Source organism: Bradyrhizobium valentinum, assembly GCF_001440405.1.
Classification (GTDB): Bacteria; Pseudomonadota; Alphaproteobacteria; order Rhizobiales; family Xanthobacteraceae; genus Bradyrhizobium; species Bradyrhizobium valentinum.
In genome coordinates this window covers 9,598-35,086 of sequence record NZ_LLXX01000001.1, presented here as the reverse complement: position 1 = coordinate 35,086, position 25,489 = coordinate 9,598, and the positions used below count along the sequence as shown (strand labels likewise).

General features: G+C 58.8%; 21 protein-coding genes, 5 pseudogenes and 1 riboswitch. Of the genes and pseudogenes, 15 read left to right on the top strand and 11 right to left on the bottom strand.

Annotated features, from left to right (window positions below):
• Positions 1-72 precede the first annotated feature (72 nt).
• From CP49_RS00180 to CP49_RS00165, 3 genes are all read right to left on the bottom strand, one after another.
• Positions 73-1,362, bottom strand: coding sequence for a hemolysin family protein (locus CP49_RS00180; protein ID WP_057848287.1), 1,290 nt, complete (start codon positions 1,360-1,362; stop codon positions 73-75).
• An 853-nt stretch (positions 1,363-2,215) separates the two neighbouring features.
• The gene (locus CP49_RS00175; protein WP_063791597.1) at positions 2,216-3,001 is read right to left on the bottom strand and encodes a Crp/Fnr family transcriptional regulator; all 786 of its coding nucleotides are present in this window, start codon (positions 2,999-3,001) and stop codon (positions 2,216-2,218) included.
• A 450-nt stretch (positions 3,002-3,451) separates the two neighbouring features.
• Positions 3,452-6,760, bottom strand: a complete 3,309-nt coding sequence (locus CP49_RS00165; protein ID WP_057848285.1) for an adenylate/guanylate cyclase domain-containing protein — start codon at positions 6,758-6,760, stop codon at positions 3,452-3,454.
• Positions 6,761-7,423: 663 nt separating this feature from the next.
• On the opposite strand from CP49_RS00165, the gene CP49_RS00160 reads away from it, so the two are divergent.
• From CP49_RS00160 to CP49_RS00150, 3 genes are all read left to right on the top strand, one after another.
• Positions 7,424-8,692 carry a cupin domain-containing protein gene (locus tag CP49_RS00160; protein ID WP_057848284.1) on the top strand — a complete coding sequence of 423 codons (1,269 nt, stop codon included), beginning with the start codon at positions 7,424-7,426 and terminating at the stop codon, positions 8,690-8,692.
• Positions 8,693-8,771: 79 nt separating this feature from the next.
• A riboswitch (Fluoride riboswitch) is annotated at positions 8,772-8,816 on the top strand.
• 30 nt (positions 8,817-8,846) lie between these two features.
• Positions 8,847-9,230, top strand: a complete 384-nt coding sequence (crcB, locus tag CP49_RS00155) for a fluoride efflux transporter CrcB (RefSeq protein WP_057848283.1) — start codon at positions 8,847-8,849, stop codon at positions 9,228-9,230.
• Positions 9,227-9,664, top strand: coding sequence for an EamA family transporter (locus tag CP49_RS00150; RefSeq protein ID WP_057848282.1), 438 nt, complete (start codon positions 9,227-9,229; stop codon positions 9,662-9,664). The genes crcB and CP49_RS00150 overlap by 4 nt, the downstream gene beginning before the upstream one ends.
• 308 nt (positions 9,665-9,972) lie before the next feature.
• Here the strand turns inward: CP49_RS00150 and CP49_RS42120 are convergent, their stop codons facing one another.
• Together CP49_RS42120 and CP49_RS00140 are read right to left on the bottom strand one after the other, a co-directional pair.
• On the bottom strand, positions 9,973-10,248 hold the full coding sequence (locus CP49_RS42120; RefSeq protein WP_082645801.1) for a DUF3551 domain-containing protein: 276 nt from the start codon (positions 10,246-10,248) through the stop codon (positions 9,973-9,975).
• Between the two features lie 756 nt (positions 10,249-11,004).
• Positions 11,005-11,769 (bottom strand): AraC family transcriptional regulator, encoded by a 765-nt coding sequence (locus CP49_RS00140; protein ID WP_197422980.1) that lies wholly within the window; start codon positions 11,767-11,769, stop codon positions 11,005-11,007.
• A gap of 337 nt (positions 11,770-12,106) precedes the next feature.
• On the opposite strand from CP49_RS00140, the gene CP49_RS00135 reads away from it, so the two are divergent.
• The 3 genes from CP49_RS00135 to ltrA all read left to right on the top strand — a co-directional run bounded on the left by CP49_RS00135 (position 12,107) and on the right by ltrA (position 15,905).
• Positions 12,107-13,198, top strand: a complete 1,092-nt coding sequence (locus tag CP49_RS00135) for an aldo/keto reductase (protein ID WP_156437890.1) — start codon at positions 12,107-12,109, stop codon at positions 13,196-13,198.
• 107 nt (positions 13,199-13,305) lie between these two features.
• Positions 13,306-13,971, top strand: a complete 666-nt coding sequence (locus CP49_RS00130) for a formylglycine-generating enzyme family protein (protein ID WP_245310421.1) — start codon at positions 13,306-13,308, stop codon at positions 13,969-13,971.
• Positions 13,972-14,573: 602 nt separating this feature from the next.
• Entirely contained in the window at positions 14,574-15,905 is a 1,332-nt protein-coding gene (ltrA, locus tag CP49_RS00125) for a group II intron reverse transcriptase/maturase (RefSeq protein ID WP_057848277.1), read from the top strand.
• Positions 15,906-16,241: 336 nt separating this feature from the next.
• Here the strand turns inward: ltrA and CP49_RS46830 are convergent, their stop codons facing one another.
• The 5 genes and pseudogenes from CP49_RS46830 to CP49_RS00100 all read right to left on the bottom strand — a co-directional run bounded on the left by CP49_RS46830 (position 16,242) and on the right by CP49_RS00100 (position 19,515).
• On the bottom strand, positions 16,242-16,385 hold the full coding sequence (locus tag CP49_RS46830; RefSeq protein WP_245310419.1) for a hypothetical protein: 144 nt from the start codon (positions 16,383-16,385) through the stop codon (positions 16,242-16,244).
• Positions 16,385-16,693 (bottom strand): hypothetical protein, encoded by a 309-nt coding sequence (locus CP49_RS46825; RefSeq protein ID WP_057848276.1) that lies wholly within the window; start codon positions 16,691-16,693, stop codon positions 16,385-16,387. Before CP49_RS46825 ends, CP49_RS46830 begins: the two co-directional genes overlap by 1 nt.
• 200 nt (positions 16,694-16,893) lie before the next feature.
• A pseudogene (locus CP49_RS00115) lies at positions 16,894-17,557 on the bottom strand (SOS response-associated peptidase).
• A 264-nt stretch (positions 17,558-17,821) separates the two neighbouring features.
• Positions 17,822-18,850: an IS110 family RNA-guided transposase gene (locus CP49_RS00110; RefSeq protein WP_057848275.1), complete on the bottom strand. Its 1,029-nt coding sequence runs from the start codon at positions 18,848-18,850 to the stop codon at positions 17,822-17,824.
• A gap of 458 nt (positions 18,851-19,308) precedes the next feature.
• The gene (locus tag CP49_RS00100; protein WP_057848273.1) at positions 19,309-19,515 is read right to left on the bottom strand and encodes a hypothetical protein; all 207 of its coding nucleotides are present in this window, start codon (positions 19,513-19,515) and stop codon (positions 19,309-19,311) included.
• Positions 19,516-19,698: 183 nt separating this feature from the next.
• Here CP49_RS00100 and CP49_RS42105 point away from each other — a divergent pair, with 183 nt between their 5' ends.
• The 6 genes and pseudogenes from CP49_RS42105 to CP49_RS49090 form a co-directional block, all read left to right on the top strand.
• Entirely contained in the window at positions 19,699-20,055 is a 357-nt protein-coding gene (locus CP49_RS42105) for a DUF2158 domain-containing protein (protein ID WP_156437888.1), read from the top strand.
• A gap of 298 nt (positions 20,056-20,353) precedes the next feature.
• Positions 20,354-20,536, top strand: coding sequence for a hypothetical protein (locus tag CP49_RS00095; RefSeq protein ID WP_057848272.1), 183 nt, complete (start codon positions 20,354-20,356; stop codon positions 20,534-20,536).
• A gap of 597 nt (positions 20,537-21,133) precedes the next feature.
• A pseudogene (locus CP49_RS00090) lies at positions 21,134-21,550 on the top strand (ArdC-like ssDNA-binding domain-containing protein); the annotation flags it as partial.
• A pseudogene (locus tag CP49_RS00085) lies at positions 21,549-22,037 on the top strand (TraB/TrbI/VirB10 family type IV secretion system protein); the annotation flags it as partial. The pseudogenes CP49_RS00090 and CP49_RS00085, both read left to right, overlap by 2 nt.
• 4 nt (positions 22,038-22,041) lie before the next feature.
• Positions 22,042-22,275: a DUF2274 domain-containing protein gene (locus CP49_RS00080; protein ID WP_057848306.1), complete on the top strand. Its 234-nt coding sequence runs from the start codon at positions 22,042-22,044 to the stop codon at positions 22,273-22,275.
• A gap of 274 nt (positions 22,276-22,549) precedes the next feature.
• Positions 22,550-22,828: pseudogene (locus CP49_RS49090) on the top strand (phage portal protein); the annotation flags it as partial.
• Positions 22,829-23,671: 843 nt separating this feature from the next.
• Here CP49_RS49090 and CP49_RS44185 read toward each other — a convergent pair.
• The gene (locus CP49_RS44185; RefSeq protein ID WP_156437886.1) at positions 23,672-23,815 is read right to left on the bottom strand and encodes a hypothetical protein; all 144 of its coding nucleotides are present in this window, start codon (positions 23,813-23,815) and stop codon (positions 23,672-23,674) included.
• 456 nt (positions 23,816-24,271) lie between these two features.
• On the opposite strand from CP49_RS44185, the gene CP49_RS44180 reads away from it, so the two are divergent.
• From CP49_RS44180 to CP49_RS45675, 3 genes and pseudogenes are all read left to right on the top strand, one after another.
• Entirely contained in the window at positions 24,272-24,544 is a 273-nt protein-coding gene (locus tag CP49_RS44180) for a hypothetical protein (protein WP_057848271.1), read from the top strand.
• 81 nt (positions 24,545-24,625) lie between these two features.
• A complete protein-coding gene (locus CP49_RS00070; protein WP_057848270.1) occupies positions 24,626-24,820 on the top strand; it encodes a hypothetical protein in 195 nt (64 codons plus the stop codon).
• A gap of 427 nt (positions 24,821-25,247) precedes the next feature.
• Positions 25,248-25,489 (top strand): annotated as a pseudogene (locus tag CP49_RS45675) (MFS transporter); the annotation flags it as partial.

The following is a 25,489-nucleotide window of genomic DNA, read 5'->3' as shown; positions in this document are numbered from 1 at the left end:
TCCACCCCGATCACCGGACATCGTCAGACCGCACCGGCATGTCTCAAACGTGCCAGAAGCGGGCTTTCATATTCATGCGGCTTCCAATCGGCTGGCCAACACCTTGTCTATGCGCCTGCCGTCCAGATCGGCAATCTCAAATCGCCAACCCTCATCTTCGATACTATCACCCACGTTAGGGATTCTGCCGAACTCCTGAAGCAAGAAGCCAGCAAATGTCTCATAGGGCCGCGACAAAGGAAGGCTAATCTCAAGCAAATGTGCCGCTTCGACCGCGGGCATCCAACCGGAGATCAAATACAACCCGTCGTCGCGCTTTACGGCAGCAGGCTCAGCAGGCCCGTCTTTCGTACTAAAAGAGCCGACAATCGCTTCAAGAATATCGGCACTCGTCACAACACCTTGGAAAACGCCATATTCGTCGTGCACTAGCCCCATGTGCACCGGCGCATCGCGCAAAATCGTAACTACATCTCGAGCATCAAGGGATTCCGGAATGATTGGTGCTTCGCGCACCAAATCGCGAAACTTCGGCTTCTGATCGGCCAAGTAGACGTCAAGTAAGTTCTTAGCATTCACAACGCCTATTGCACCCTCGCTATCGCCGTCAAAGACAACAAGACGGGAGTGCTCGCTGTCCAAAAGGTTGGCGACGATCTGGGCGGGAGTATCGGCGAGGTTGATGGAATCTACTTCGTGGCGCGGAGTCATTACCGCCCCTACGGCAAGATCGCCGAGTCGCATCACCCCGGCGATCATTTCCTTTTCGCCCGGTTCTAAGACACCCGCTGTTTCTGCCTCAGCAACAAGCGTTCGAATTTCATCTTCACTCACCCTATCGTCCGCTTTTTCTCGATGGCCCAACAGCCACAGCAGCACCTTGCCTGATCGATCGAGCAGCCACACTAGCGGGAGCGAGACCTTGGCCAGCAGCACCATTGCAGGAGCAACCCTGACGGCCACGGCCTCGGGATCACGGAGCGCAATCTGCTTCGGAACAAGTTCGCCGATGATCAGCGAGGCATAGGTGATGACCGCGACGACAACACCAACCCCGACCGTCTCCGCAACGCCTTGCGACAGTCCTGCCTCGACCAGCCAAGATGCAAGGCGCAGTCCTAACGTAGCGCCAGAGAAGGCGCCCGATGCCACGCCAATCAGCGTAATTCCGATTTGGACAGTGGACAGGAATTTGCCGGGATCGGATGCCAAGGTGAGGGCACGGCGGGCGCCCTTGACACGTTTTCCGACCAGGCCAGCCAGTCTCGATGGCCGGGACGAAACGATCGCCAACTCGGACATTGCGAGTAGGCCATTAATAACAATCAGGATCGCGACGATCCCGAGGTCGAGGTATAACACAATTGAGCCTTCTTCTGGGAGCGCAGCCGTACCGCTACCACATGATCGCCGTAGGACATACGTAATATCCCGCTTCTTACCGGAATTTGATAAGGTCAGCGTTACAGGTCGCTGGTCGGAACGCCAGCTTAGTGGCGAAGGCGGAGGTCCGCTTCAAACGCGTCATTTCGACTATGCGCTGACACTTCCGATTTACCCCAATGAGCAGACATTTCAGCGTTCGTCGGCATGTCTCAAAAGTGCCATCTACGGACTCATGCATCACAGCAATTGCCGGCCGATTCGATCACTTCATCGGCGCGCGGCCTCGCCAAACACGTGGTCACGACATTCCGCCGGAGGTGTTGTTCGACGTGCTGTGTTCTAACACACCCACATTCATCAAATTACATCTGAGAGTCGAAAAGCGAACAGACAGTCTAAAGCCCGTACGTATCGTGAAAGTAAGCAACTGAGCATGCGGGACACGCCGTGTTGGAAGTGTTGATTACCAAGCGAAGCCCGACCAGGTGGGAATGGCGGGTCCGTGACCGCTGCGGGGCCACGATTATGGGGGGATTTGAAAGCACCCGGCCAGCGGCCAAGTACAGAGGAAATCGGGCGCTATTTCTCCTGTTGTCTACCCGCTGGATTCGGTGATCGCGCAAGTCGGACCGGCAAAGTCGGCATAAGGCAGAACACGAACGTCGAACAATCGATGCCGTTTCCGTCGTTCTCTGAGAGACGAAGTCGTCGCCAATGGAAATTGCCAAATCATCCGGCTTCCGCTGAATGAAGCAACGCGAAGCAAGGCGGCAGTCGTTCTTCCGAGGATCGCGGCCTGTGAGGGCTACTCGGAAGGCTATGCATCGTTTTACGAAGAATCATTTGGGTCCCATTCGGCCAAAACGGAGTTTTGGCTGCCGGTGCGGCCTGACTGCGAGGCTTCGTTATCTCCAGCGGGAAAGATCTGGTGATACTGGCAGCACATAACCTTGTAGCACTCGCATGCCACTCCTTCGAGCCGCGGTCTATCAATCTCGACCAAGCCCCGCCGGACAGATAGGACAGCTCCCGACGCCCGCAGTTTGCTCACAACCTGCGTAACTGTCGTTCGCCGAACTCCAAGCAACTCCGAAAGCGCCTCCTGCGTCAGCGGCATGAAGTTGCCATCAATTCGATCGTGGATGTGGAGCAACCACCGGGCCGTGCGGGCCTCGACAGCGTGCAGCGCATTGCAGGCGGCCACATGCTGAAGCTGCATCAACACTGCCCTCGTGTGGGTCTGGACCGCATGTTTGATGGCGCTACTCTGACCGAAGGCTGCATGAAATCGGGATGCAGAGATCTGCGATGCGATCCCGGCCACGCGCACGACCGCCGTGGTAGGAGAACGGGAGGGCCCCAGCACCGATAGCATGCCCACCGCCCCCTCATGCCCGATGATCGAGGTTGCTACTGTTTGTCCGTTCGGCATGTCGACCATGAACGAGATCGTCCCGCTGCGGGGAAAATAGATCTGTTCATTACAGTCTCCCGATCGCACCAGCACCGCGTCTTGTTTGAGCGATATTTGCCGGAGGTGGGGGGCGAGCAAACCAAGGTCCGCTGGCGGCAGCCCAGCTAACAGTCGATTACCAACGCTCGTAGGAAGCTTCATTGTGGCTGGTAATTCCTTCGGTGATTATGATCATTTCGGATTTAAGGAGAGCACGACGGCCTGGACCGAAAATCGGTTGGTGTCGCGCGTTACCAAGGGCACCACGGTTTGTCTTCTCGCATTTTCACTTGGGGCTTTGCTTCTGCTTAGGGGCTCTGTCATAATTCCGTAATATTGCGCAACCCTTTCAACCTGCACCGCGCACCGCTAACACCGCGATTTTCCGCAGCGGGAAGATCCCCCGCAAGAAGTGCACAGGCTGCAATCGACGCATTCTATCGTCCATGCTGCTCAGGGCCGATGTCCGAATGGGGTCAACAACGGTCCTGACGGTCCCGAAACGAGACTTCTGCTCCACCCCGATCACCGGACATCGTCAGACCGCACCGGCATGTCTCAAACGTGCCAGGAGCCGACGTTTCCTTAGCGTCCTCGCAACCACGAGTGCCTTCATGGCGCTAGCGCGTCGAGCAAGATTTTGGCCTCCTCCAAGTCGGGCGTGCCGAAACCCTCGGTGAACCGGCCGTAAATCGGGGCGAGCAGATCGCGAGCTTCAGCGCGCTTGCCCTGATCGCGCCAGAGACAGGCGAGATCGCACGCGGCTCGCAGACGCCAAAAGGCCGCCCCCATCCCTTCTGCCCGCACTACCGCCTGCCGCAAACTAGCTTCAACTCCATCAGTGTCGCCGAGAGCGCGGTGGACCAGCGCCTCGGTACGTAGTAGCTCGGGTGCGATATACGCTTCACCATGGTCCGATAGCGCGTGGGGCATTACCTCGCGCAGATACTCTCCCGCCACTTCCGGACGGCCGAGTTGAAGGGACGCCCGTGCCGCGTAGTCCCAGGCAATAGTTTGGGCGAACCGTGTGCCGGTCATCCCGTACATTTCCATCGCTTCCTCGATTCTTTTCATCCCCTCAGCGCCGCGCGCCATTTCCGCCGCACCCTTTACGAGACTTCCTATTCCAGCAAAGAACGGGAGCGCCTGCTCGGTCGATATCGCTATCAAACGATCCGCGTATCGCTCTGCTCGCGTTATGTGCCGCAGCCATATATGCGCGACTGCAGCAAACATCAGAGCAGCGGCGGCGCTAAGCGGATGGCGCACGCGCTCGGCCAAGGCGAGGGCTGCCTCAAGCGTTGATAGAGCCTCGCTAAAGCGGCCTTCAAAGAGCCGAGCCCAAGCCAAGAGGCTGAGGCAGAATACACCGGGGTCCTGACCAAAGAGGAACGCGTGGGTGCGGTGCCGCTCAAGATCGTATTGGGCGGCGCCCGCGGCGAGATAGCGGCTCGCCATCGCAAGGTCGCCTTTGTGAAACAACAATGTCTGACCTAGGGCGAAATTCGCCTCAAGAGCTTGGCCATCATCGCCCGTTTCTTTTGCTATCTCGGTTAGCTGGTGACCCAACGCGTGCGCTTCCGGGAGTTCGCCGCGAAGCAAGTGGTAGACGTAAAGGCCGCGCAGCACTGGGAAAAGCTGAGGAGTGTCGCCGAGTTGACGACATAGTTCATGCGCGCGACCGTACGCACGCTGCACGTCCGGCGCCGCATAGCCTTGGACCGCCATCCGCGCAACACCCAGCAAGATCTGTAGACCGATCTCACGGCCAGCACGGTCCGGTGTCTCCGGCAGCTGCCGCAGCACTCGTAACGCGTTTTCGAGGTGATCAATAGCTTCAATATTGGCCGATCTAGCGACCGCCATCTCACCAGCGCGCTTCCAGTGATCGATCGCTTCGGGGATCCGCATGGCTTCGGCACAATGGCTCGCGAGAACCTCGGGCAAGGTGCCTTGATGCCCCGCAAGGGCGTCAGCGACGCGGCCATGCAGCTCGCGGCGGCGGCGGAGCAGTAAACTCTCGTGCGCGGCGTCGCGGACAAGCGCGTGCTTAAAGGCGTAAGTAGCGTCGCCTTGGTGCACGATCAGACCGGCATCGGTAAGGCATCGCAGAGCTGTGCCCAATTCCGCCACCGGACGGTCGTCAATCTCAGCGATTAGCGATCTCTCGAACACACGACCAACCACCGCGCCGATCTGCGCCACGCTCTTAGCGTTGCCCAAGCGATCAAGCCGGGCCATCAGGCTGTCGTGCAGCGTCAGCGGGATTGCGACCGGCGCGACGTGCTCGTCGAGAAGCCAAACCGTTGCAGCCTGCTTCAGCCGCCCGCTCTCAATCACCGCCCTCGTCAACTCCTCGATAAAGAGCGGGATACCATCTGCTCGCGCAACGATCTGCTCGGTAATCTGTCTTGGCAGTGGTTTGCCGGTAATGCCCAGGACAATTTTCACCGCCGCCGCTGCACTTAGGCGCAGCAACCGCAGCGACGTGATGTGTGGTGCCTCAGGCCAGGGCACCGTAAAGTCCGGTCGATACGACAGAACGGCCAAGATCGGAAGAGTCGGAATCTGATCGACTAAAAGATCGAGGAACTCCCGCGAGGATGGGTCGATCCAATGCAGGTCCTCAAAAACAAGCAAGAGCGGATGGCGACGCGCCTCCGCGGTCAAGTATTGGATTAAGAGGACCAGCGTGCTTTCTTTTTGCCGTTGGGGCGTCCAATCGAGCTGGGGAATACCTGCGTCGCTCGGAACACCGAGCAACGTCGCGAGCAGCGACATCGCATCCCCAGCCAACGAATGCTGCTCGACGAACGTCTCAAGCCGGCGGCGCTGGACATCGGGCGGGTGATCGGTTTCTAATCCGGAAGTGCGGTACAGCTGGTGAATCAACGGCGCCAGCGGACTCGCGCTCAGGTGAGGCGCGCAGCTGTAGATCGCCAGTGCGTGCAATCCCGCACCGATCTCCTCCCGCAGGGCACGCAACAAACGCGACTTGCCGATGCCCGCCTCGCCTGAGAGCAAGACGACCCTGCCTTCGCCTTGCTGTACTTGACGCCAACACCCCAACAGCAGGTCCAATTCCTCTCCGCGTCCGACCGGCGGCATCAATCTGCTCTCGTGCTGCGCCTCGAAGCGGCTTTCGATGCTAGTCGCGCTCAAGGCGACGTAGGCGGGCACCGGCTCGGCAAATCCCTTAAGCGCAACTGCGCCTAGGTCGTGGAACGCAAAGAGGCCTTCGGCAAGACGGTGCGTTCCAGCCGAGATTACGACCTGCCCTGGGGCGGCGAGTGCCTGCAGGCGGGCGGCCAGATTCGGCGTTTCCCCAACGACCCCTTGTTCCTGAGCGGCGCCTTCGCCGATGAGATCGCCGACCACCACTAATCCCGTGGCGATGCCGACCCGGATCTCGGGGGTGTACCCCGATGTGACAGTGAGTTTGCCAACCTCTGCGACAAGGGCCAACCCGGTTCGCACCGCCCGTTCGGCATCATCCTCGTGTGCCTGTGGGTATCCGAAATACGCCAACACACCGTCGCCCATATACTTAGCGACGAAGCCACCGGCGCGCGTAATAGTCTCGGCGCAACATCGGTGGTACGCGCTGATGATCTCCCGCGTGTCCTCGGGATCCAGCCGCGTCGAAAGCGCTGTGGATCCAACTAAATCGCAGAACATTATCGTCAGCTGGCGACGTTCGGCGCTCGAGAGAGGTTGCTGAAGAGCTGAGGCTACCGTCGGAGCTGCTGCAAGCGTGCCGTCCGGCGGGGCGGCCAGGCTCGCGCCGCACTCAAAACAAAACTTCGATCCGGCTCGGTTCTGGGTACCACAGCCGACGCAGCGGATCGTGACGACTGCGCCGCAGTCGTTGCAGAACTTGCTGCCGTCCGGAACGTCGGCCTTGCAGCTGGGACATTCCATGGGGGCGCCCCTCTAAAAGCGGGCCTCTCAACGAACTGGGACAGCCTACCTTGGTCTGAGGTTCGGGACATCCAAAAAGTGGGGTTCTATCTACGGCGAGCGGGGCGGTAAAAAACGAACACGGCGATGAAGTCCGAGCTTGACGCCCGATGTGCCCTCCACGTCAGAACCTCGCACACCTTGGGTCATCATCGAGCGCCGCATGTCCTGCTGTCGTTGACGATGTCGCCTTTGGGTCAAACTCGAAAGTCGGCGGGTCCTGCCGCGAAGTCCGCTTTGCCCGCGCGAAACGGACATCGTCAGACCAGCCGGTCAGGTCCGAAAAGTGCTAACAAGAGACTCATGCACCGTAGAGAGCATTCGCGCTGATCCGGCGATTGTGCGGGCAATCTGTGTGGACACCACATCCCCGTTTCGGGCAGGAACTTCACTCCCCGGACTTTGGTATCCTGGGACGGCGCTGCGCCGGTGCTCGCAACAAGGATCGCCGCCGTCCCCAATGCGAACACTCGCATCGGCACGCATCCGATTGGAGAGAAGGTGGCGATTGCGGAATGTGACAGCATCCGGCGCGCAATTTAAATCCCAATTTAGTGGCGCACGAAAAGCTCGCGACTATTCTTCATTTTACAGATTTCATTCTCGCACGAGGAGCGACAGACGATGTTTTCGAGGCGTGACATGTTGGCGGCGACAGCCGTAGGTGGGGCGATGACGGCTGCGACAATGACCACGGCGAATGCCGCTCCGGTGAAGAGTGATATCACCTTCGGCAATCCCAACGATCCGCCGCAGGGTGCAATCAACGCCAAGAATCCAAGGAGCATCACCGATCCCGGTCCGCAAAATCCGGCGATAAGGGACCAGTTTCCTGGGGCATTTTCTCCGCCTGCGACCGACGTCGGCAGCATGCCGCTAAGCTGGGCGTCATTCAACAACGCGCCGCGGCGCATTCAAAATGGCGGCTGGGCCCGTCAGGTCACGCAGGACTCCTTTGCGGTTGCGGACACCATCTCCGGCGTCAATATGCGGCTGACGGCCGGCGGCATCCGCGAGATGCACTGGCACCAGTTTGCAGAGTGGGCCTACATGACCTACGGCACTTGCCGCATTACCACTCTGGACGAATTGGGCCGACCTTATATCGCAGACGTGAAAGAAGGCGACCTTTGGTATTTCCCCGCCGGCCTGCCGCATTCGCTGCAGGGGCTCGGCCCGGACGGCTGCGAGTTCCTTATCTGTTTCGATGAAGGCAAGGCCTCCGAGTTCACCACCCTCTTGATGTCGGAATGGTTCACGCATACGCCGCCGGATATTCTCGGCGATAATTTCGGTGTTCCGGTCGAGACGTTCCAGAATATTCCGCTGCGCGACCTCTACATCTTCCAAGGCAAATTGCCGGGCGATCTGGCCGCCGACCGCGCGGCGGTGAGCGGAAACGGCGTGCCGCCGCATCCTTTCACCTTCTCGCTTGGATCGGGAGCCCCGGCGCGCGAGACGAAGGGCGGTTCGGTGCGGATCGCCGACAGCCGTAACTTCACCGTTTCCACAACGGTCGCCGCCGCACTGGTCACGGTGCGTCCCGGGGGCCTGCGGGAGATGCACTGGCACCCCAACGCCGACGAATGGCAGTATTGGATCAAGGGCAAAGGGCAAATGACGGTGTTCAACACCGGCCCGAACGCCGTCACCATGGATTTCAACGCGGGCGACATCGGCTACGTCAAGAAGAACCTCGGACATTATATCAAGAACACAGGCGACACCGACTTGCAGTTCCTCGAAGTGTTCAGGGCGCCCTATTTCGCAGATGTCTCCCTGTCTGATTGGATTTCCCGCACGCCGCCGGAGATGGTTGCCCAGCACCTGAATGTGAGCGAGGCTACGATCGCAAAATTCCCCAAGAACAAGCCGGAAGTCATGCCGGAATGATCGGATCAGAGGCGGCCGCTTCTGCCGAAAGCAACAAGCCGCCCAGGCGCCATTTATCTAAGCTGGCTCCTGTTGATCAGGGGTTCCCCCGATAACCGCCGTGTTGGCTGATGGCTCCTACTAAGCGCGAGAGCGCAGGTAGGAGCATGTGCATATGACCCCTCAACTCATTCTTGCTGTAGCAGCCGGCGGCGCGCTCGGATCAGTCGCGCGATATTTGGTCGGCATCGGATCGGGAAAGCTGTTCGGAGCGGACTTTCCTTGGGGCACGCTCATAATCAACGTGACCGGCTCATTTTTGATTGGTGCGTTCATCGGCCTATTCGTCTCCAAATGGGACTTGTCGCCGGCAATGCGGGCATTCCTGACGGTGGGCATCTGCGGGGGCTACACTACGTTTTCCACATTCTCACTGGACGCCTACTATCTGATTGAACGCGGACAGACGTTGGCATCATTTGCCTATGTGATGGCTTCGGTAGCGCTGTCCGTTGGTGCCCTGATCGGGGCGCTGCAGTTTGTTCGGGCAGTCTCATGAAAAATCTGCTGCTCTCCTGGATATTTTGGGCGCTGCTCTCCGCAGGATTCGCGGCCCTAACAGCCATCTTCGCAAAGATCGGCATCGAAAACGTCAATTCGGACTTTGCGACGTTTATTCGCACCATGGTCATTTTGTCGGTCGCCGGACTGATCGTCTACGCCTCCGGGAACTGGCAACAGCCGTCCAGCGTGTCCGCGAAAACCTGGGTGTTCCTCATCCTATCGGGTGCCGCGACAGGCGCTTCCTGGATTTGCTACTTCCGCGCCTTGAAGCTTGGAGATGCCGCGCGCGTTGCTCCCGTGGACAAGCTCGGTGTCGTTTTCGTGTCAGTTTTCGCAGTGCTCTTCTTGGGTGAACGGCTTGCGCTGCCAAATTGGCTCGGCGTAATTCTGATCGCGTGCGGTGCCGTTCTCGTTGCCTACCGAGCATAGGGGAAAAATGGCATCGTATCTGTCAAAGCGAGTATTCATAGGGTGAGAGAACACTGCGCATGTTCCCGCCAATCCCGGTCCAAGCGGAATACCGGGATCAACGGTGCGAGACCAAACCCCACCGCCAGCCGCCGGTACAGAGACGACTACAGGAACGGTGCGCTGACCATCTCGGCATCGAAGTCACAGATTCTCTCGTAACAGCAGAACAGGTTGAATGTCTGAAATGCTTTGGGCAGAGCATGTCTGCTCTGCCCGACTTTGAACCGCAGACTGGCGGCAACAAGGAAGTCGCCACGCTCACTCAATCACCTTGTCAGTGCGGGCGAGTGGTGACCGTTGCTGTGAGGCTTCAACGAATCCCATCCGTACGCTAATCGAGGATTCCGCCCACAATACGCAGTTGTCCCAGATGCCGTCGCCATGCACTGCTGGTAGCTTGTGAACTGACACAACCCCGGGACGCCGTAAGCTTTACCTTGTAGGCAGTAGGGATAATCGTAGGAAGCACTTGGATGAGCGGATGCCGGTAACGCTGTGAACACCATCGCTACAAACCCTGCGGCTCCAATGACCTTGCGCACTTCATTTCTCCTTTGATGCCGATTTCGCCCAGAATAGCGTTCCGAGCTCCGGCCATTTTTTTGCGTTACCACCTTGGTACCGCCAGCTTCTATTAGCAATTTCGGAAGCGGATCAAACTGTGACAAATGAGCTAAGTGGTGCGACAGATGAGCAGCTCTTTCGTAAGCGAACGCAGGATGATCACGTGGTCGTAATGATGCGGCGACTTGACAATGCAGAAGTCAATGAACGCCTCGGGTCGATGGAGTCCTAGCTCCAGTCGCTCATATGACTCGTTGGTGCCGATCGAGACATCGGCTGTTTGGAAGGTCAAATACTTCGCCCGTCGCGCAGATCACGTAGCTAGCTGCGTTCAAGGTCCGTGAAGAATGGGGCAGCGGACTTCTACGGGACTTCGCTCTACTACCCGCCAATAAGCCTGCAATAGCGGGCGGCACGACTCGCGGGGCCTGAACGGCCTACTCAGCCTGTGTGCTTTCGCATGAAGCAGGACGTTGCGATGCTAATCGTGGACACGACTGCGCGGAAGCGGCGTGAGCACGTGATCAAAGGCAAGGCGAAAGGAGAACCCGCCACCCACTTCCGTTGTGGGTCAAAAAGCGCCGTTCTGACATTCGGCTGATTACTTCCGATCTTCCCCGATAAGCAGACATTTTCAGTAGTCGGCATCTCGCAAAGGTGCCAACAGCGGACGTGGTCGCCACCAGTATCCAGAAAGCCTCACGAAATCGGGGCGCCAGGAATTACTTTCCCGGTCAAAGGTGGAATGAGCGTCGATATTGGGATGGGCTCTGGCCGGTCACCGACCGGAAGACGCGGGCAAAATGCGCGGGACTGAGAAAGCCTACGCGTAGCGCCATCTGCGCGACCGAAAGCTTGCTGCTCGCCAGCAGTTGTTTTGCCATCGCGACACGCCGCGCATGAACGAATTCCAGCGGAGTCCGTCCTGTCGCTGCCCTGAACGCGCGATGGAAATGGCCTTCCGAGAGCTGCGCAAGATCAGCGAGATCGGCAATCCGAATGGTCGCACTCAAATGCGCGTCGATGAATTCGGTGACGCGCCGTAACCGCCACGCCGGCAGCTTAATCGATGTATCCTTCACTCTCGCACCACCGTATCGGCGTGCAAGATATAGAATGAGAGCAAGGCTCATTGTGTCGCAATAGATCGCGTCGAGGCCTCCCTCCAGCGCGTCAAGTCGTTCGAACTCCGCGAGCATGTTCCAGACAAAGCTGTCTTCCGACCCTGACAGGGGGCCCAGTGCTTCGATCGATGCGCCAGCAATTCCGGAAATTTTCGCGGGATCGAGCGCGATAGCTGCCCATCGCCAAGCCACATTGTGAAGCCGAAGCCGTCGCTCGCAGCCAGCCGGCAGAAATGAAACAGTCGACGGTAAATCGGGGCCGTCATAGCGATGTCCGCCATCAGCCAAAATTTCATGCCGCTCGGCGCCGCCGGACAGCGTCGCCATGATGAGGTGATTTGGCGACAGGATGCGTCCTTCGACGATCGACGTCATTGGCCGATGCGCCGTTTCGAATGCGCCGTTCGCCCATTGGGCGCGCCGCCAGCCAGCCGGCCGGGAACTTAACCGATCGATTGTCGACGCATCCTCAATATCACGTTGCATGGCGACTTCCTGAGCAGCGACCTTGCCTGAATACACATGCAAGCCGGGACCGCAATTCGTTGCAAGACGGAAATGGACCGTCGTCGCATCAGGATCGGACAGATCGGGTCAGGAACCAGCGCGACAAAACAAGAGGACGATCTTTTCTATTGGCAAGCGACCCTGCCAATTGCCGCAGGGCATATCACGGAGATTTGCAATGGATAAGACACCACAGGGCTCACCGATGGCGACCGATCGCCGCCAGTTTCTCGGCACCGCCACCGCGATGGGCGCCATCGCAGCGACAGCTGTTCACGCAGCTGCAATTGGCGTTCCGACCGCCAGTGCGCAAGCGCCAGCAGGCACTGCGTCGCGTGCGCCTGCGGCCGGGCCGGTACTCACCCGAACGATCGGCCGCACCAACGAAAGCCTGCCCGCGCTCGGACTCGGAACGTTTCTGACTTTTGACATGCTGCCGGGCCGCAATCGCGACGCGCTGCGCGAGGTCACCAGGAAATATGTCGATGCGGGTGTCCAGGTGGTCGATACGTCGCCGCTCTACGGTACGGGCGAGATCAGCGTCGGCGGATTTCTCAGTGGCATGGGCGTGACCGATCAGATGTTCATCAGCAACAAAATCTGGTCGACCGGCGACTACCTCGCCGACGAGAGCCACGCCTTGGCCAGCATGGAACAGTCGAGGCTTCGGCTGTGGCGCGACAAGATCGACCTGTTCCACTGCCACAGCCTGGTCAATGTCGACGCGATCGTGCCGCTGCTGCGCGCGTGGAAGAAGGAGGGCAAGATTCGTTACGTCGGCGCCTCGGTCCACGAGAACGAATATCATCACATTCTTGCCGGCCTGATAGACAAGGATCTGGTAGATTTTATCCAGGTCAACTATTCGATTTTCAACCGTAATGCCGAGGAGCGCGTCCTCCGCGCGGCCAGCGACAAGGGCATCGGCGTGTTGACAAACATGCCTTTGGAGAAAGGCCGCCTGCACAAAATCATCGAGGGTCGGCCGCTGCCGGATTTTGCTCGCGAAATTGGCGTGGAGAACTGGGCGCAGTTCTTCATCAAATGGGCGATGGGCCATCCGGCGGTGACGACCGTTCTCGCCGCAACATCGAACCCGGATCACGCAGCTGAGAATGTCGGCGCATTGCGCGGTCCTCAGCCGGATCAATCCATGCGGCAGCGGATGGCGCGGCATATGGAAAGCATTGCTGGCTTCGCAAATCTTGCGTCTATGCCATGGTATCCGGACAAGCAGAGCATGTATCAGGGTGTTATTCGCCGGTCGCAGGCGGCATTGCGCCAGCGCATCAGCTGATATCGGCGGCAGGCGCGCTGCGTCAGCGCGCCTGCTCGCCGTAAAACCGCGAGTTCAGGTGGAGTTCAAACATGAAATGGCATTGGATTGCATTTCGATGTGGATTGATGGCGGCAGCCAGCATTGCAAGCGCCGAATCCGGCGGCCGCTCGAAGCTCGACAAAATTGCCATTGACAGGACCGAGGTCACGATCGGCCAGTTTCGCAAATTCACTACCGACAGCGGGGTAAAGACCGCGGCCGAACGGGACGGAGGCGGTCACGAATTCGCGGGCGGCTGGATCCGTCGCACCGGCTGGACATGGTCGACTCCGTTCGGAGAACCGGGCACCGACGATGAGCCGGCGGTGCACGTGTCATGGAGCGAAGCTCGCGACTACTGCTCAGCCATGGGCGGACGCTTGCCTACCCTGGAAGAATGGGAGAGAGCCGCCTACACCGAAACACGTGCGAATCCTGCCGATGATTTCGCAATGGGACGCACATATCCTTATCCTGTCGGCGAAAGTCCTGACGGCATGAACACCTCCGGCAAAGATCGCTGGCCGCGGCATGCGGCGGTCGGTACCACCAAGCGGGGCGTCAACGGACTGTACGATATGGGCGGCAACGTCTGGGAGTGGCTAGCGGATCGCCGCGGCGATGAAGCACTGACGGCGGGCGGATCGTGGTGGTACGGTGCGGATAAGACGCAATCGTCAGCCGTGCAGTGGAAGTCGGCCGACTTCTACGCTGTCTACATCGGGTTTCGCTGCGCTTACACAACTCAATAGCCCTTTTAAGTGAGGGCCTCATAGCCATGTTGTGGCGTGCACACACACGCGACGTAACGCAAAACGTAAACCCGGAACAAACTTTTCGCGGGAGGTCCGCTCAGGGTGTGCGCCGTGAAAAGGCGGCGCTTTTCCAGTGGGTGCAAGTCCCACCCGGCAACCGCTCCAGCCGGAAGCAACCGGAGCAGTCATGGAGGTAACGAAGTGGCTGAAGCCTCTGGTTAGCGTGTCACGATATACGGTGACAGCGCGAGTGTGCAGGCCGTAACGCGAGTAAACGCCGAGCAAGCCTCGAAAAGGACGATGCGCAGGCCGACCCGACGACCCTTTCGGGGAAGGCTGATACGGCTGGGTGAATGAGCGAAGCAGTACGCCCAGCCGCTGCGCCGGGGTAGTGGCGACAGCATGTACACAAGGAAAGCGTACGCAACACGGGAGACCCCAAGGCGTGGTCAGGGATGATCAACCGAATGCCCGCGAGGGACAGGCCGGGCGCCTTGGGATACGGAGAGGTTCGTAGTACCGCTGAAGCCGGGTAATGCCGGTGGAGGGAAGGGACCTCAGTTCAAGACAGACGCAACAAGTGGTGAGGGATTTGGAGATTGGGCAACCTATCAACTCCGAAAACTGTTCAGAAACTGCAGAAGGCGTTGCACGCGAAAGCGAAGGCAGAAGCCGGCTATCGCTTCTACGCCCTGTACGACAAGATCAGCCGCGAGGACATTCTGGCGCATGCCTATGCCCAGTGCCGCTCCAACAAGGGCGCGCCAGGGGTGGACGGCCAGAACTTCGCGGACGTCGAGGCGTATGGGGTGCGGCGGTGGCTTGGCGAACTGGCGCTTGCTCTCAGGCAAGAAACTTATCGACCGGACCCCATCAGAAGAGTGTTCATACCCAAGGCCAACGGCAAACTCAGGCCGCTGGGCATCTCGACCCTGCGGGATCGGGTCTGCATGACAGCAGCAATGCTGGTGCTGGAACCGGTCTTCGAAGCCGACCTTCCACCCGAACAGTACGCGTACCGTCCCGGGCGAAACGCCCAGCAGGCGGTGATCGAGGTGGAAGGGCTGCTGTTCCGAGGCCATCCGGAAGTCGTTGACGCCGACCTCGCGGACTACTTCGGGAGTATCCCCCATGCCGAACTCCTAAAGTCGGTAGCGCGCCGGATTGTTGATCGGCGCGTGCTGCATCTGATCAAGATGTGGCTGGAGTGCCCCGTGGAAGAAACCGATGATCGAGGACGGAAGACACGCACGACCGAGGCCCGGGACAAGCGGCGTGGCATCCCGCAAGGTTCACCCATCTCACCGCTACTGGCGAATCTCTACATGCGCCGGTTTGTGCTGGGCTGGAAGAAGCTCGGGCTGGAGCACAGTCTCGGCACGCGCATCGTGAACTACGCCGATGACCTCGTGATCCTGTGCCGGAAAAGCACCGCCGATGAGGCGTTGCAACGACTGCGCGAGATCATGGGCAGGTTGAAGCTCACGGTGAACGAGGAGAAGACACGAATCTGCAAGGTGCCGGAAGGCGAGTTCGACTTCCTGGGATACACGTTTGGGCGGATGTACTCAGCGAGAACCGGAAAGGCCCGTCTGGGCCAACGGCCATCAAAGAAAAGCATCAGGCACATGGTCGAGAAGGTCCATGTCCTGACCGACCGAGCGGGTACCTGGCAAGAGACCACGGAGTTGGTGGATCGGTTGAACCGCGCGCTACGCGGATGGGCCAACTACTTCAGCGTTGGCACTGTTAACATAGCGTATCGGGCGATCGACAATTACACTGCTGTGCGGTTGCGCCGGTGGTTGCGCATCAAGCACAAGGTCAGGCGACGCAAGGGCGGGACCTATCCACTCTCGCATCTCTACGGGCACTTCGGGCTCGTACGCCTATGCCGGCTTGGGCACGACGTGTCGTGGGTGAAGGCGTGAAGTCTTGTCCGAGAGCCGGATGCGGGAGATCTGCATGTCCGGTTCGATGAGCGGGATGTGGAAACGGAGCCATGGCCGAACCAGTAAGGCACCGCCAAACGAAAGAGGCGGCAACAGATATGTTCGACCTACAGTCACCGCGCCACATTCCGACTCTACCAATCGCGTCGCTTTGACGTTCGGCCAGCCACTTCCGGTCTACCCCGAGCAACGGACATTGTCAGCGCCGATCGGCAGGTCTGTTTCGTGCCACAAGCTCCGTCGTCCAGTCGGAAATGGAGAAGACCAATCGTACCAAATGAGCCGTGGCTGCCGCACGCTCGCCACTGAACAAACTCATCGCCACCGGATCACGATCCATAGCGCGCCCCACGATCCCAGCAGCGTGACGACCATCATGCCGGCGAGCGCGACAGACGCCACGGGACCTCCCGTGGCCGCCAGCGACCCAGATACATCCAGAAACAGGCTGAGTATCATTACCACAACCATGCCGCCGGGAGGGCGGCCAGAAAAGCGCCGACGAACGAAACAACGATGTTCACAATCCAGCCAAGCACACCCCGTTTCTTCGTCCATGCCTCGTGGATCGCGACAACCAGTGCGGCGGCGAAGAAAGCCAGCGCGATCACCATCGACCCACCGACGCTGTCCAGCGGAATCGAGCCGGTCAATTGAAGAAGCAGGATGCCGATCACGGCAATCAGCACGATGTATTGCATGAGATTCGTCCCTGCTGCCCAGTCGGTGTGCGAGACGAGGCGGACCAGGCAGTAGCCATCGGCCAATTCGTGCGCTCGAACAGGCCGAGCAGCTTCTCGGGAATGAACCGGGTTCGCGATGCATAAACGTGCCGGTCGCCTTGGGAATGCTGACCGTACGCTCGATGATTCTCGCTCAAATCGCAATGAGATCATCTGCGCTGCGACCCCAGAAGAGGACGTCCTTCGGTCCCTCCCTGCGTTCCGGCGGCTCCACGCATACGGACCTACGCCGCCGCCTTGTCTTCCTTGTCGGCTCCGCGCATGACGATCTGCAGCGCGTTATCGGGCAACGGACGCTGGAGCGCCTTCGCCTCGTCCCACGGAGCGCGTAGCCAGACGTCGCGTTCTTCCTCGGTCGTCAGGATCACCGGCATAGTCTTTCGAGTGGATCGGTGCGACGATCGCGTTCGGTGATGTCGTCAAGAAACCATAGACGAGGTGAGGCCCGGGAATCGGCTTTGACTTCGTGCCGCGGTCTCCGTTGAATTCGTTCCAGATGCCGGCAAAGCAGAACAGAGGCCGGCTGCCGTCGAGCGCAAACCAGACGACGTCCTTCTTCCTGGTCTCCGGATTCGGCTCCGGAGCGTATTCGGCAAAGCTGTTCGCGGGCACAAGGCAGCGGTTCTCGGACGTCAACCAGCCGCGCCAGTGGGGAGAGGACGTGTTGCGAATGTTGGTTGCTGGCGGACCGCCGTTCCTCGGTGGCGGCGGCATGCCCCACCGCATCAACACCATCTCTTCAGCATCACCGATATTGCGGATTACCGGGGCCGGATAATCGGGAAAAACACCGGGCATCGGCGGCAGGTTGCCGACGTACCAGTTCATGCGTCGGAACAGGCCAGCAATCGCTTCTTGGTTCGTGGTGATCGAATACAGATTGCAGATGTGGACGGCCCCCCACTTGTCAGGATGGTAGCAGACTTTTGACCTGATCGCTTGCTATCAGATGTCCGGCCTGTTTGCGCGGACAAAGTCCGCTGGCCGAGATGGTGTTCGCTACGCACGCTCCAAGCACATAGGCGACATTGATGATGCCAGTGTATTCTACGGAAGCTCGCGCGTATCGACCGATCGGTCCTTCCATCTACCGCGTCCTGCAAGTTCGTGGGCTATCCGCCGAGCAACCTCGCTCGCGGCGCCAATTTCAGATCAGATAGGCATGGCGGCTACCGGCCGGTTGTACACTCCGCCCGATATCATCAAGCGCCAAGCGATGCGGGCGAACTTGTTAGCCAAGGCCACCGCGACCCACTTCGGCGGCTTTCGCTCCAGCAGCGAAGGGAGCCAGAGTGTGGGCTTATGACGACCCTTTCGGATATGCCTCAGCAGCGCGGTCGCACCGACGATCAACGTCGATCGGAGCACTGAATCTCCGGCCTTTGTGATACCGCCATGTCTTTGCCGGCCGCCAGTTGAATGATCCTTGGGTGTCAGTCCGAGCCAAGCCGCAAAGTCACGGCCTGATCTGAACGTCTCTGGCGGCGGCGCCTTCATGCTTAGCATGGACGACCCAATCGGACCGACGCCGGGAATCGTCGCAATACGCCTGCTGATGTCATCCTCGCGGTGCCACTTCATTAGCTTGGCCTCAATCTTTGCCAGGCGAGCTTGGACCGCGGCATACTCTTCCGCCTGAAGGCGAAAGAGGTCCCGCGCCATTTCCAGCAAGCTGTCATCCTCGAGCACCCGCTTGATGAGTGCCGTGACGTTCTGCCGGCCGGCGGGGCCGACGATGCCAAACTCAGCTGCATAGCTCCTGAAAGCATTGGAGAGCTGCGACTTCACGCTGACCAGGCGTTCCCGCACGGTCAGCAACATGCAGGCCGCTTGCCGTTCCTTCGACTTCACCGGTACAAACCGCATGCTCGGGCGGGTGACCGCCTCACACAACGCCTCGGCGTCGGCCGCGTCGTTCTTACCGCGCTTCACGTAAGCCTTCACATACTGAGGTGGGATCAGCTTCACCTCGTGACCGAACGACTGCAGCAGGCGCGCCCAATGATGCGAGCTGCCGCAGGACTCAATGGCGACGAGAACCGGCGGAAGCCGCTCGAAGTAGCGGATCATCTCAGCTCGCCGAAACTGGCGGCGGACAACCACCCCCTCGTTCTCGTCAACACCGTGAAGCTGGAAAACCGACTTAGAAGTATCCATACCGATGCGAATAGGAAGATTCATCAGACTTTCCTCTCATCTAGCTGTGACGCCGAGAGCGCCATAGAACCGTGGGGATGAGGGGCCGTCCACACCAGCACATTTCAGCGTTCGCTCTCGACGATCATGGACAACGACTTCGCCTGGCCAACGCACTCCGCGCATCTGAAAAATCGTTGGTCCCGGCCGTCACGATGCCTTCCTCACCCCAAATGATCGCATCATGATGCCGTCGAGAATCCGGCCAGCGGCAGCTCGAACCTTTCGGTCAGCATCTTCCGGCATCGATGGCAGCTTATAGGCCGCCATGAGATCAGTAAGTTCCCTATGAACATCCGTACGGAGCCGCGCGGGTCATCCGCCCTTTCCGACACGAGCTGAAATAGCGTCCCGAGCATGAACTGGATCGCCATGTCAGCTCCCATCTGCTCGGTCTGGTTATCCGTGATGATGCTTCATCGATACCTCACCACCTCTGACGTCTATCCTGTGTAGGTCCGCAAGCGTCCGCGCGTGTAGGCATGCGATACCGCCTTCTTCAGCTCCGCTATCTCCGATTCCAGATGGTTGTTGGGGACGATCAGCGCGCGAACAGTCGCACGCGTATCGCCGCCGCATATGGCGATCGCCTGGTCGACGGACGCTTCCAACCCATCGTCCTGTTCATTCGGCTGAGAGACCGAGGACATGGCCGTTCCAGGTTGACCGTCGATGGGACATGGTCCTATTTTGTTCTCATGGAGCCAGTCAAGGTGAATGGCCTATTTAACCCTAGTGGCCTAAGTTGAATTGCGGTGGCTTAATTTGTGTGTATCCACGAACAGACCGCCGGGCGGACGCAGCCCAACCGATTTCTAAAATGCAATTTAGTGGTGACGGTGAAATTGCATTTCCATATCTGTTTTACCGATATGGAGTTTAACATGCTTGCAGTTACAACATGGCGCTCGATCGCAATTGCATTGACCCTCGGAGGCGCGCTCGGTGTGCCTTTATCGGCTCCTGCCTTTTCCGAGACCGCTCCCTCGAACCCTTCAATGCAGAACAAAACGGCACCAGCATTACAGGGTGGTGATCTTGTTCGGCTGCGTTCGGGAGGGCCATTGATGATCGTTGACACTATCAGGGGCGATCAGGTGGATTGTTATTGGGCGGATGGGAACGGACAGATCAACGCTGAAACTTTCCCCATCTACACGCTCCGAGAACTTAATCCTCCGCCGAACTGACCGGTCTCAGTAAACACTCCTGCCACACTAAGAGGCCGCCTCAGCTGGCGGCTCCAGTGCCAAGAAGCGGTAGTTGCGGTGCCGAATCCTTGTAGATGAGCTTGAAACTGCCTTCCAAGAGTTGGAGCCATAGCTTTCGCTCAGCTTCTGGCCAAACATCTCCCGGCTTTGGCAGCCGCGCTAACAAGCCCGCGGAGCGCCAGCCGGCCCTATCAGTCGTGCAGGTGGCTCTAGCGTGGTTTGGGTGACTCACGCTAACCAATCAATCCCAACCGCCTCACTGCACAAAAGGAAAATTATGGTTGCAGCCAACGGTGAACTGCCGGCCTCTGGTTACGCGCCCGAAGTGGACGGCCGACTCAAAGCCGAATTTGCAACCAGAGACGGCGCAAGGGCAGGTGGAGAAGAGCTGAAGAAGCGCTTTCCCATGCTTCAGATCAGGATCTATGACGCGCAGACGAACGCGCGCGAGGAAATCTAATCTTCTGACTCAAGTCTAAGCGGATTTTTTTGCTTGTGCGCATGCGGCTTCCGCCGCAGCGGGCTCTCGAGAACCAAGCCGCTGACGCGTCTCGGCCGTTCGGCGTCGTTCCCTTGCGCAAAGACTGCGGAGCTCCTCGCCGGGGGCACTCGGGAAAGGGTTCCCGCCGTCATGGAGTATTCCGGCGTCGCTATCACTGCCCCGTTCCCGGGTACCCTCTTAACCGGTTGCGTCGCTGCACTCGGTCCCGCGTGCCGCCTTCGGCGTCGCTATGCTCACGCTCCTGCGGGTGCCTTTTTCCGCTGAGGCGAGGCGCCCTTGGCGCACGCTGATCGGGGACTGCGGCCCTAGGCATCTTAAGGCCAAGTCCCATGAAGAAATGGGACGGAAGGCGGGCTGCGATTCTCTCATTCTCTCACTTGTGGCGTGCGGCGAGGGCCAAGCCGGGCTTTCGCATGCCGACCCCATGCGGTCGCATGGTTACACGGCGTCGATTCCGCGCGAACGAGGCTGAGAGAGTAAGAGTTCGGCTGGGTTTTGCCGTGACGGGTTACAGGCTGCGAGAGAGGCTCGCGGCGCCCGTCGCGGAGATCCGCGATGTCCAGACACTATCTTCGGGCGCGCACCGGTGGGGACCGGACAAGCCTTTATGACGAAATCACCAACAAGATTATCGCTGAACTTGAGGCCGGCCGAGTGCCGTGGGTGCAGCCCTGGGGCACCGCGGCGGCGAAGGCTTCTTTGGCCATGCCGAAAAATGCTTCAACCGATCGGACCTACAGCGGCATCAACGTTCTGCTTCTCTGGGGGAGCACGATCGAACAAGGTTTTACGGGACAAAGCTGGCTTACGTTTCGCCAGGCGCTGTCGCTTGGCGGACACGTCCGCAAAGGTGAGCGCGGCACCACCGTGGTCTATGCCGACCGTTTCGTACCGAGCGACGAAAAGCGACGCGCCGCCGAGACCGGTGACGAAGCGCAAGCGATTCCATTCCTCAAGCGCTTTACCGTATACCGCGCAAGTTACAGAAAACATTTTTGACACTCCGACCGGCCGCGCCAAGCTAGTTCCGCAGGGAGCACGATTAATAGGTATTTATGATAGCCAGGTCGCATTTGGACAATCGCGGGTGTTGTTGGTGTGGACGCGCCTGATCATGCCGAACGGTCGCTCGATCGTGTTGGAACGGCAACAGGGTGCGGACGCCGGCGGATATTCCGGTCTCGAGGATGAGGTCGACAATCACTGGGCCGAGCTGAAGGCTGCGCTCCTCTCGACCGTTCTTGGCGTGGGGGCGAAGCTTGGCTCGGGTGCAGATACCGGCAGCAACACGGATATCATTCAGGCGCTCCGCTTGAGCGCTGCGAATTCACTAAACCAAGCTGGACAGCAGGTGGTTCGCCGAAATCTCAACATCCAACCGACCCTGACAATCCGCCCGGGATTTCCAGTCCGCGTGATTGTCAATCGCGACTTGGTACTCGAGCCGTACCGAGGATGATATGATGGCAAAGCTCAAGATCGACAATGTGGAAGACGACAAGCCAGTGACTTTGACAGTAAAGCTATCGGCGGCAATCCATCGTGATCTGGTCGCCTATGCCGAGGCCGTCAAGCGCGCAGGAGGTAAGGTTGTCGATCCGGCGTCACTCGTCGCGCCGATGTTGAAACGATTTATGGCCACTGATCGAGCATTTACAAGGGCTCGGCGAGAATCTAACAGGGAAAGTTGCGATTAGGTGGCCGCCAGCTTATGCGTACGGCGGCTCTGCCAGGAAAGTCCCACTGTACGCATAATACAAGGGGATGAGAATCCCTCCCTCTCCGCCATTCCCTCGAGAAACAGCAGTAAAACAGCAGACCTTTTGAAACGAAAGGGTTTTCCGGACGGCCCTCGGTACGCAAAGTCGGTGCACAGATGGTCACCTCGCTCGGCACTCCGAAGCGGCATCCGGAAAGCGGCATCTACCTGTTCAGGAAGCTCGTTCCTCGCTCAACGCCCGCTTCAGCGTCGAAACCATTGCGCGCTGGTTCGGCGTGCCGCCACAGATGATTGGCGACACCAGCAAACAAACTTTTGGCAATTTCGAGCAAGCGGGTCTGAACTTCCTCGCTCTAGCCATGATGCCGTGGGTAGTGCGCATTGAGCAAGAGGTAAATCGAAAACTTCTCAATCGCGTTGCAGTTGGAGGAGCAAGCCCTACTTCAAAATCAACACGGCGGCAGTCGTGCGTGCCAATTTGGAGGCGCAATACCGCTCATTCGCCCTCGGTCGTCAGTGGGGTTGGCTAAGCGTCAATGACATTCGACGCCTGATCGACATGGACCCGATCGGACCTTCAAGGAATGGGAAGTTTCCACCCGTACCACGTTCTCTTGAGGGCGCTCCACTACGAGAACCCAGGCTCATGCTCAAAGCAAAGAGAGCTGCTAGCGTCCAAGGATCCCGCGCTATGGCGTCCTCCTCTGGTGGCCATCCGCTGTAGAGGGTAGCCCGCGGCGGGAAATCCGAATTCACGATTGCGAGTGTCTTGGGGGGTGATGCCGCAAACGATGAATCACATCCGGCATTCGTGGCGCGTCATCGAGATTGGTTGGCTTTGAACATTGTCGGGCCGCGTTGCTGATTGCGGGCGGAAACGGTTTCCTGAGGCGTTGCCGGTTGTTGCCGATCTGATCCAGCGGCTAGGAACACGGGGCCCTAGGCGGAGTTCAATCCGGAGGCCAGTCTCTCCAAGCTGGTCTAGCACGGTCCCGCCGATAAGCCCCCAAGCCCCCTGAAGGTGGGGCCGTGCTCCAAACCTCGGAAAGCGAATTGACGGCTTCTGAAACGAGAAACGGCCCCAGCTGCTGGAAAAAAGCTGGGGCCGCCACTTCCTCCCGGTTTGTCTCCACGATCCCCGGGGAGCGATGATGAATATCGACTCTCAGCAAGGCTGCAGGTTCTTAAGGACGGCTCCGCCGCAGGGCTGGCAGGTCCAAGAATCTTCCGCGTTCTGTTCACTATTGGACAGACGTTGCCACATTTTCCCGCTTCTATCGGTACGCTGGATGGGTACCCACTACTCCATCTGGCAATTTGAAATGGGAATACTTTGTATGGCCTCGGCGCAAGGCTTCGCGCTGGGGCCATTTTTATTCTGGGCCGATCACTTCGTATTCGAAGGCCACGCCTTCGGGACTGGAGCCATGTTTCTGCGGATTCCTCGCTGGCGAAGACCTTGAGGTGATCGCGGTTTCAGCTTCCTTGCTCATGTCGACATAGACCCACACTGTCATTGTCTTCCTCGCCTTATTTCATAGAACTGTCACGGAACGTCGCTCGTGCGACGCTGATTGTTGCTGTGATCGGCTGAAGGGAGACGATGAGATGAGCTCCACTCCTAGAATAGCGCGGCAACCGAAGGGGCTGCTCACCGTAACGGTAGCGATTCACGCCGGATTACTACTTTTCGTTCTAGCTTTGATGGTCGCAGGGTGATCTTCATGCGAAGCAATAGACTTCGACAACGCCCATTTTACTCAGAGGCAATTTTCGAATTGCCTTTTACCGCTTCGCTTTTGGTCGTGCTGTGGCGGCTGGGTTAAGCAGAGTTCTGCGCTTCTGAACCGCGCGGATCCCGGTCGCTCGCGCCCACGTTCCCTCATGGCCTAAGCCAGGCGGCTTTCCGGGCTACCGACTGTTGACCCGCGAAAGTCATCGGGGAGGGAGGAGGCCAAGCTCTCCAGATTTGATTGCTCTTCCGTCAAGCGCTTTTGCACAAACTGGCGTTCAAGCTCTGTCAGGCTGGTTTGCAACAGGTTGCGATAGTGTTGAATATTATTGCGATGCGTACGCAAGCGAGCCAACTGCTGATCAATCATTTTTCGCCATCCTTTGACGAGTTGGGTTATTTCCATTATTTTGACGCAACGCTGGCCAGAGTGGAGTATATTCGCAAGGTGCGTTGGTACTTCCCCGGCCGGGTCTTTAAATCCCGGCTGGTTAAGCCTGCCGCAGATCTGTGAAGCTTTGATCACAGGGACGCGAACCTGTCCCGGTTCCAATAGTTGAGTAGAATGGCTGGAGGCCAAACGTCCGGGTGAGCAATGACGGGAACAGCGCGATTAGCAGTAACACCGCGCGACCGGTTTCTCGAAGCAGCGCAAAAAGAACTGGTTGCCATCGAGCAACGGGAGCGAGAGTTTCGCGAGAAGGATCGACAGGAGCGGGCTGAGGAGTTGCAGATTCCTATCGATCAGCTTCTGAACAAGCGAACCTCACGCGCTGCTCAGCGCTCCTGATGGCGTGCAAAAGCAGTTCTTGGCCTTCGGCTGCGCTTACCTCCTCATCGATCGCTCTTCTCGCGCACATCGTTACCTGGACGCAAATCATTGTCGGTCGCAATGGATGCAAGCTGAGCAGCTTTTTCCAAATTGTTGGCAATGGCCTCGCGTTTTCTCCATCTCCTTTCCGAAGAGCGATATGGACTCGGAAGCTGTCACGAACCGACTTTCGCTCTCCGCAAGTGACAACGATTTAGTTCGGCGTCGCCCGCACGCAAGCCGTGCTCGGAACCACGTTGCCTGGATCGCACTTCGGCAATCAATGGCCGTCGGGGTCAGAAGCTGACCTTATGGGAACGTCCAGGGCAGTGAAGCAAAGATCAGTTCGGCTTTGGTGGTCGCGGTGAGAAAGAGCTCGCTAGGCAGCACGCAGGTGATTCTAGCGATGCTGATCACCGTGGCGGTGTCTGCAAGCCTCTGCAGTGTCTTCACCTATATCACGCCGATCCAGGAGACATTGATCTCGCCGCACGAGGTCACGTTCATGCTGCTGCTGTTCGGCATTGGACTCACGGTGGGAAATTTCATTGGAGGGTGGCTCGGCGACTGGAAGCTGATGCCGTCAGTGATCGGTATCCTGGCGTTGCTGATTCCGGTCTTGGTCCTGTTCACGCTTACAACCGCAGT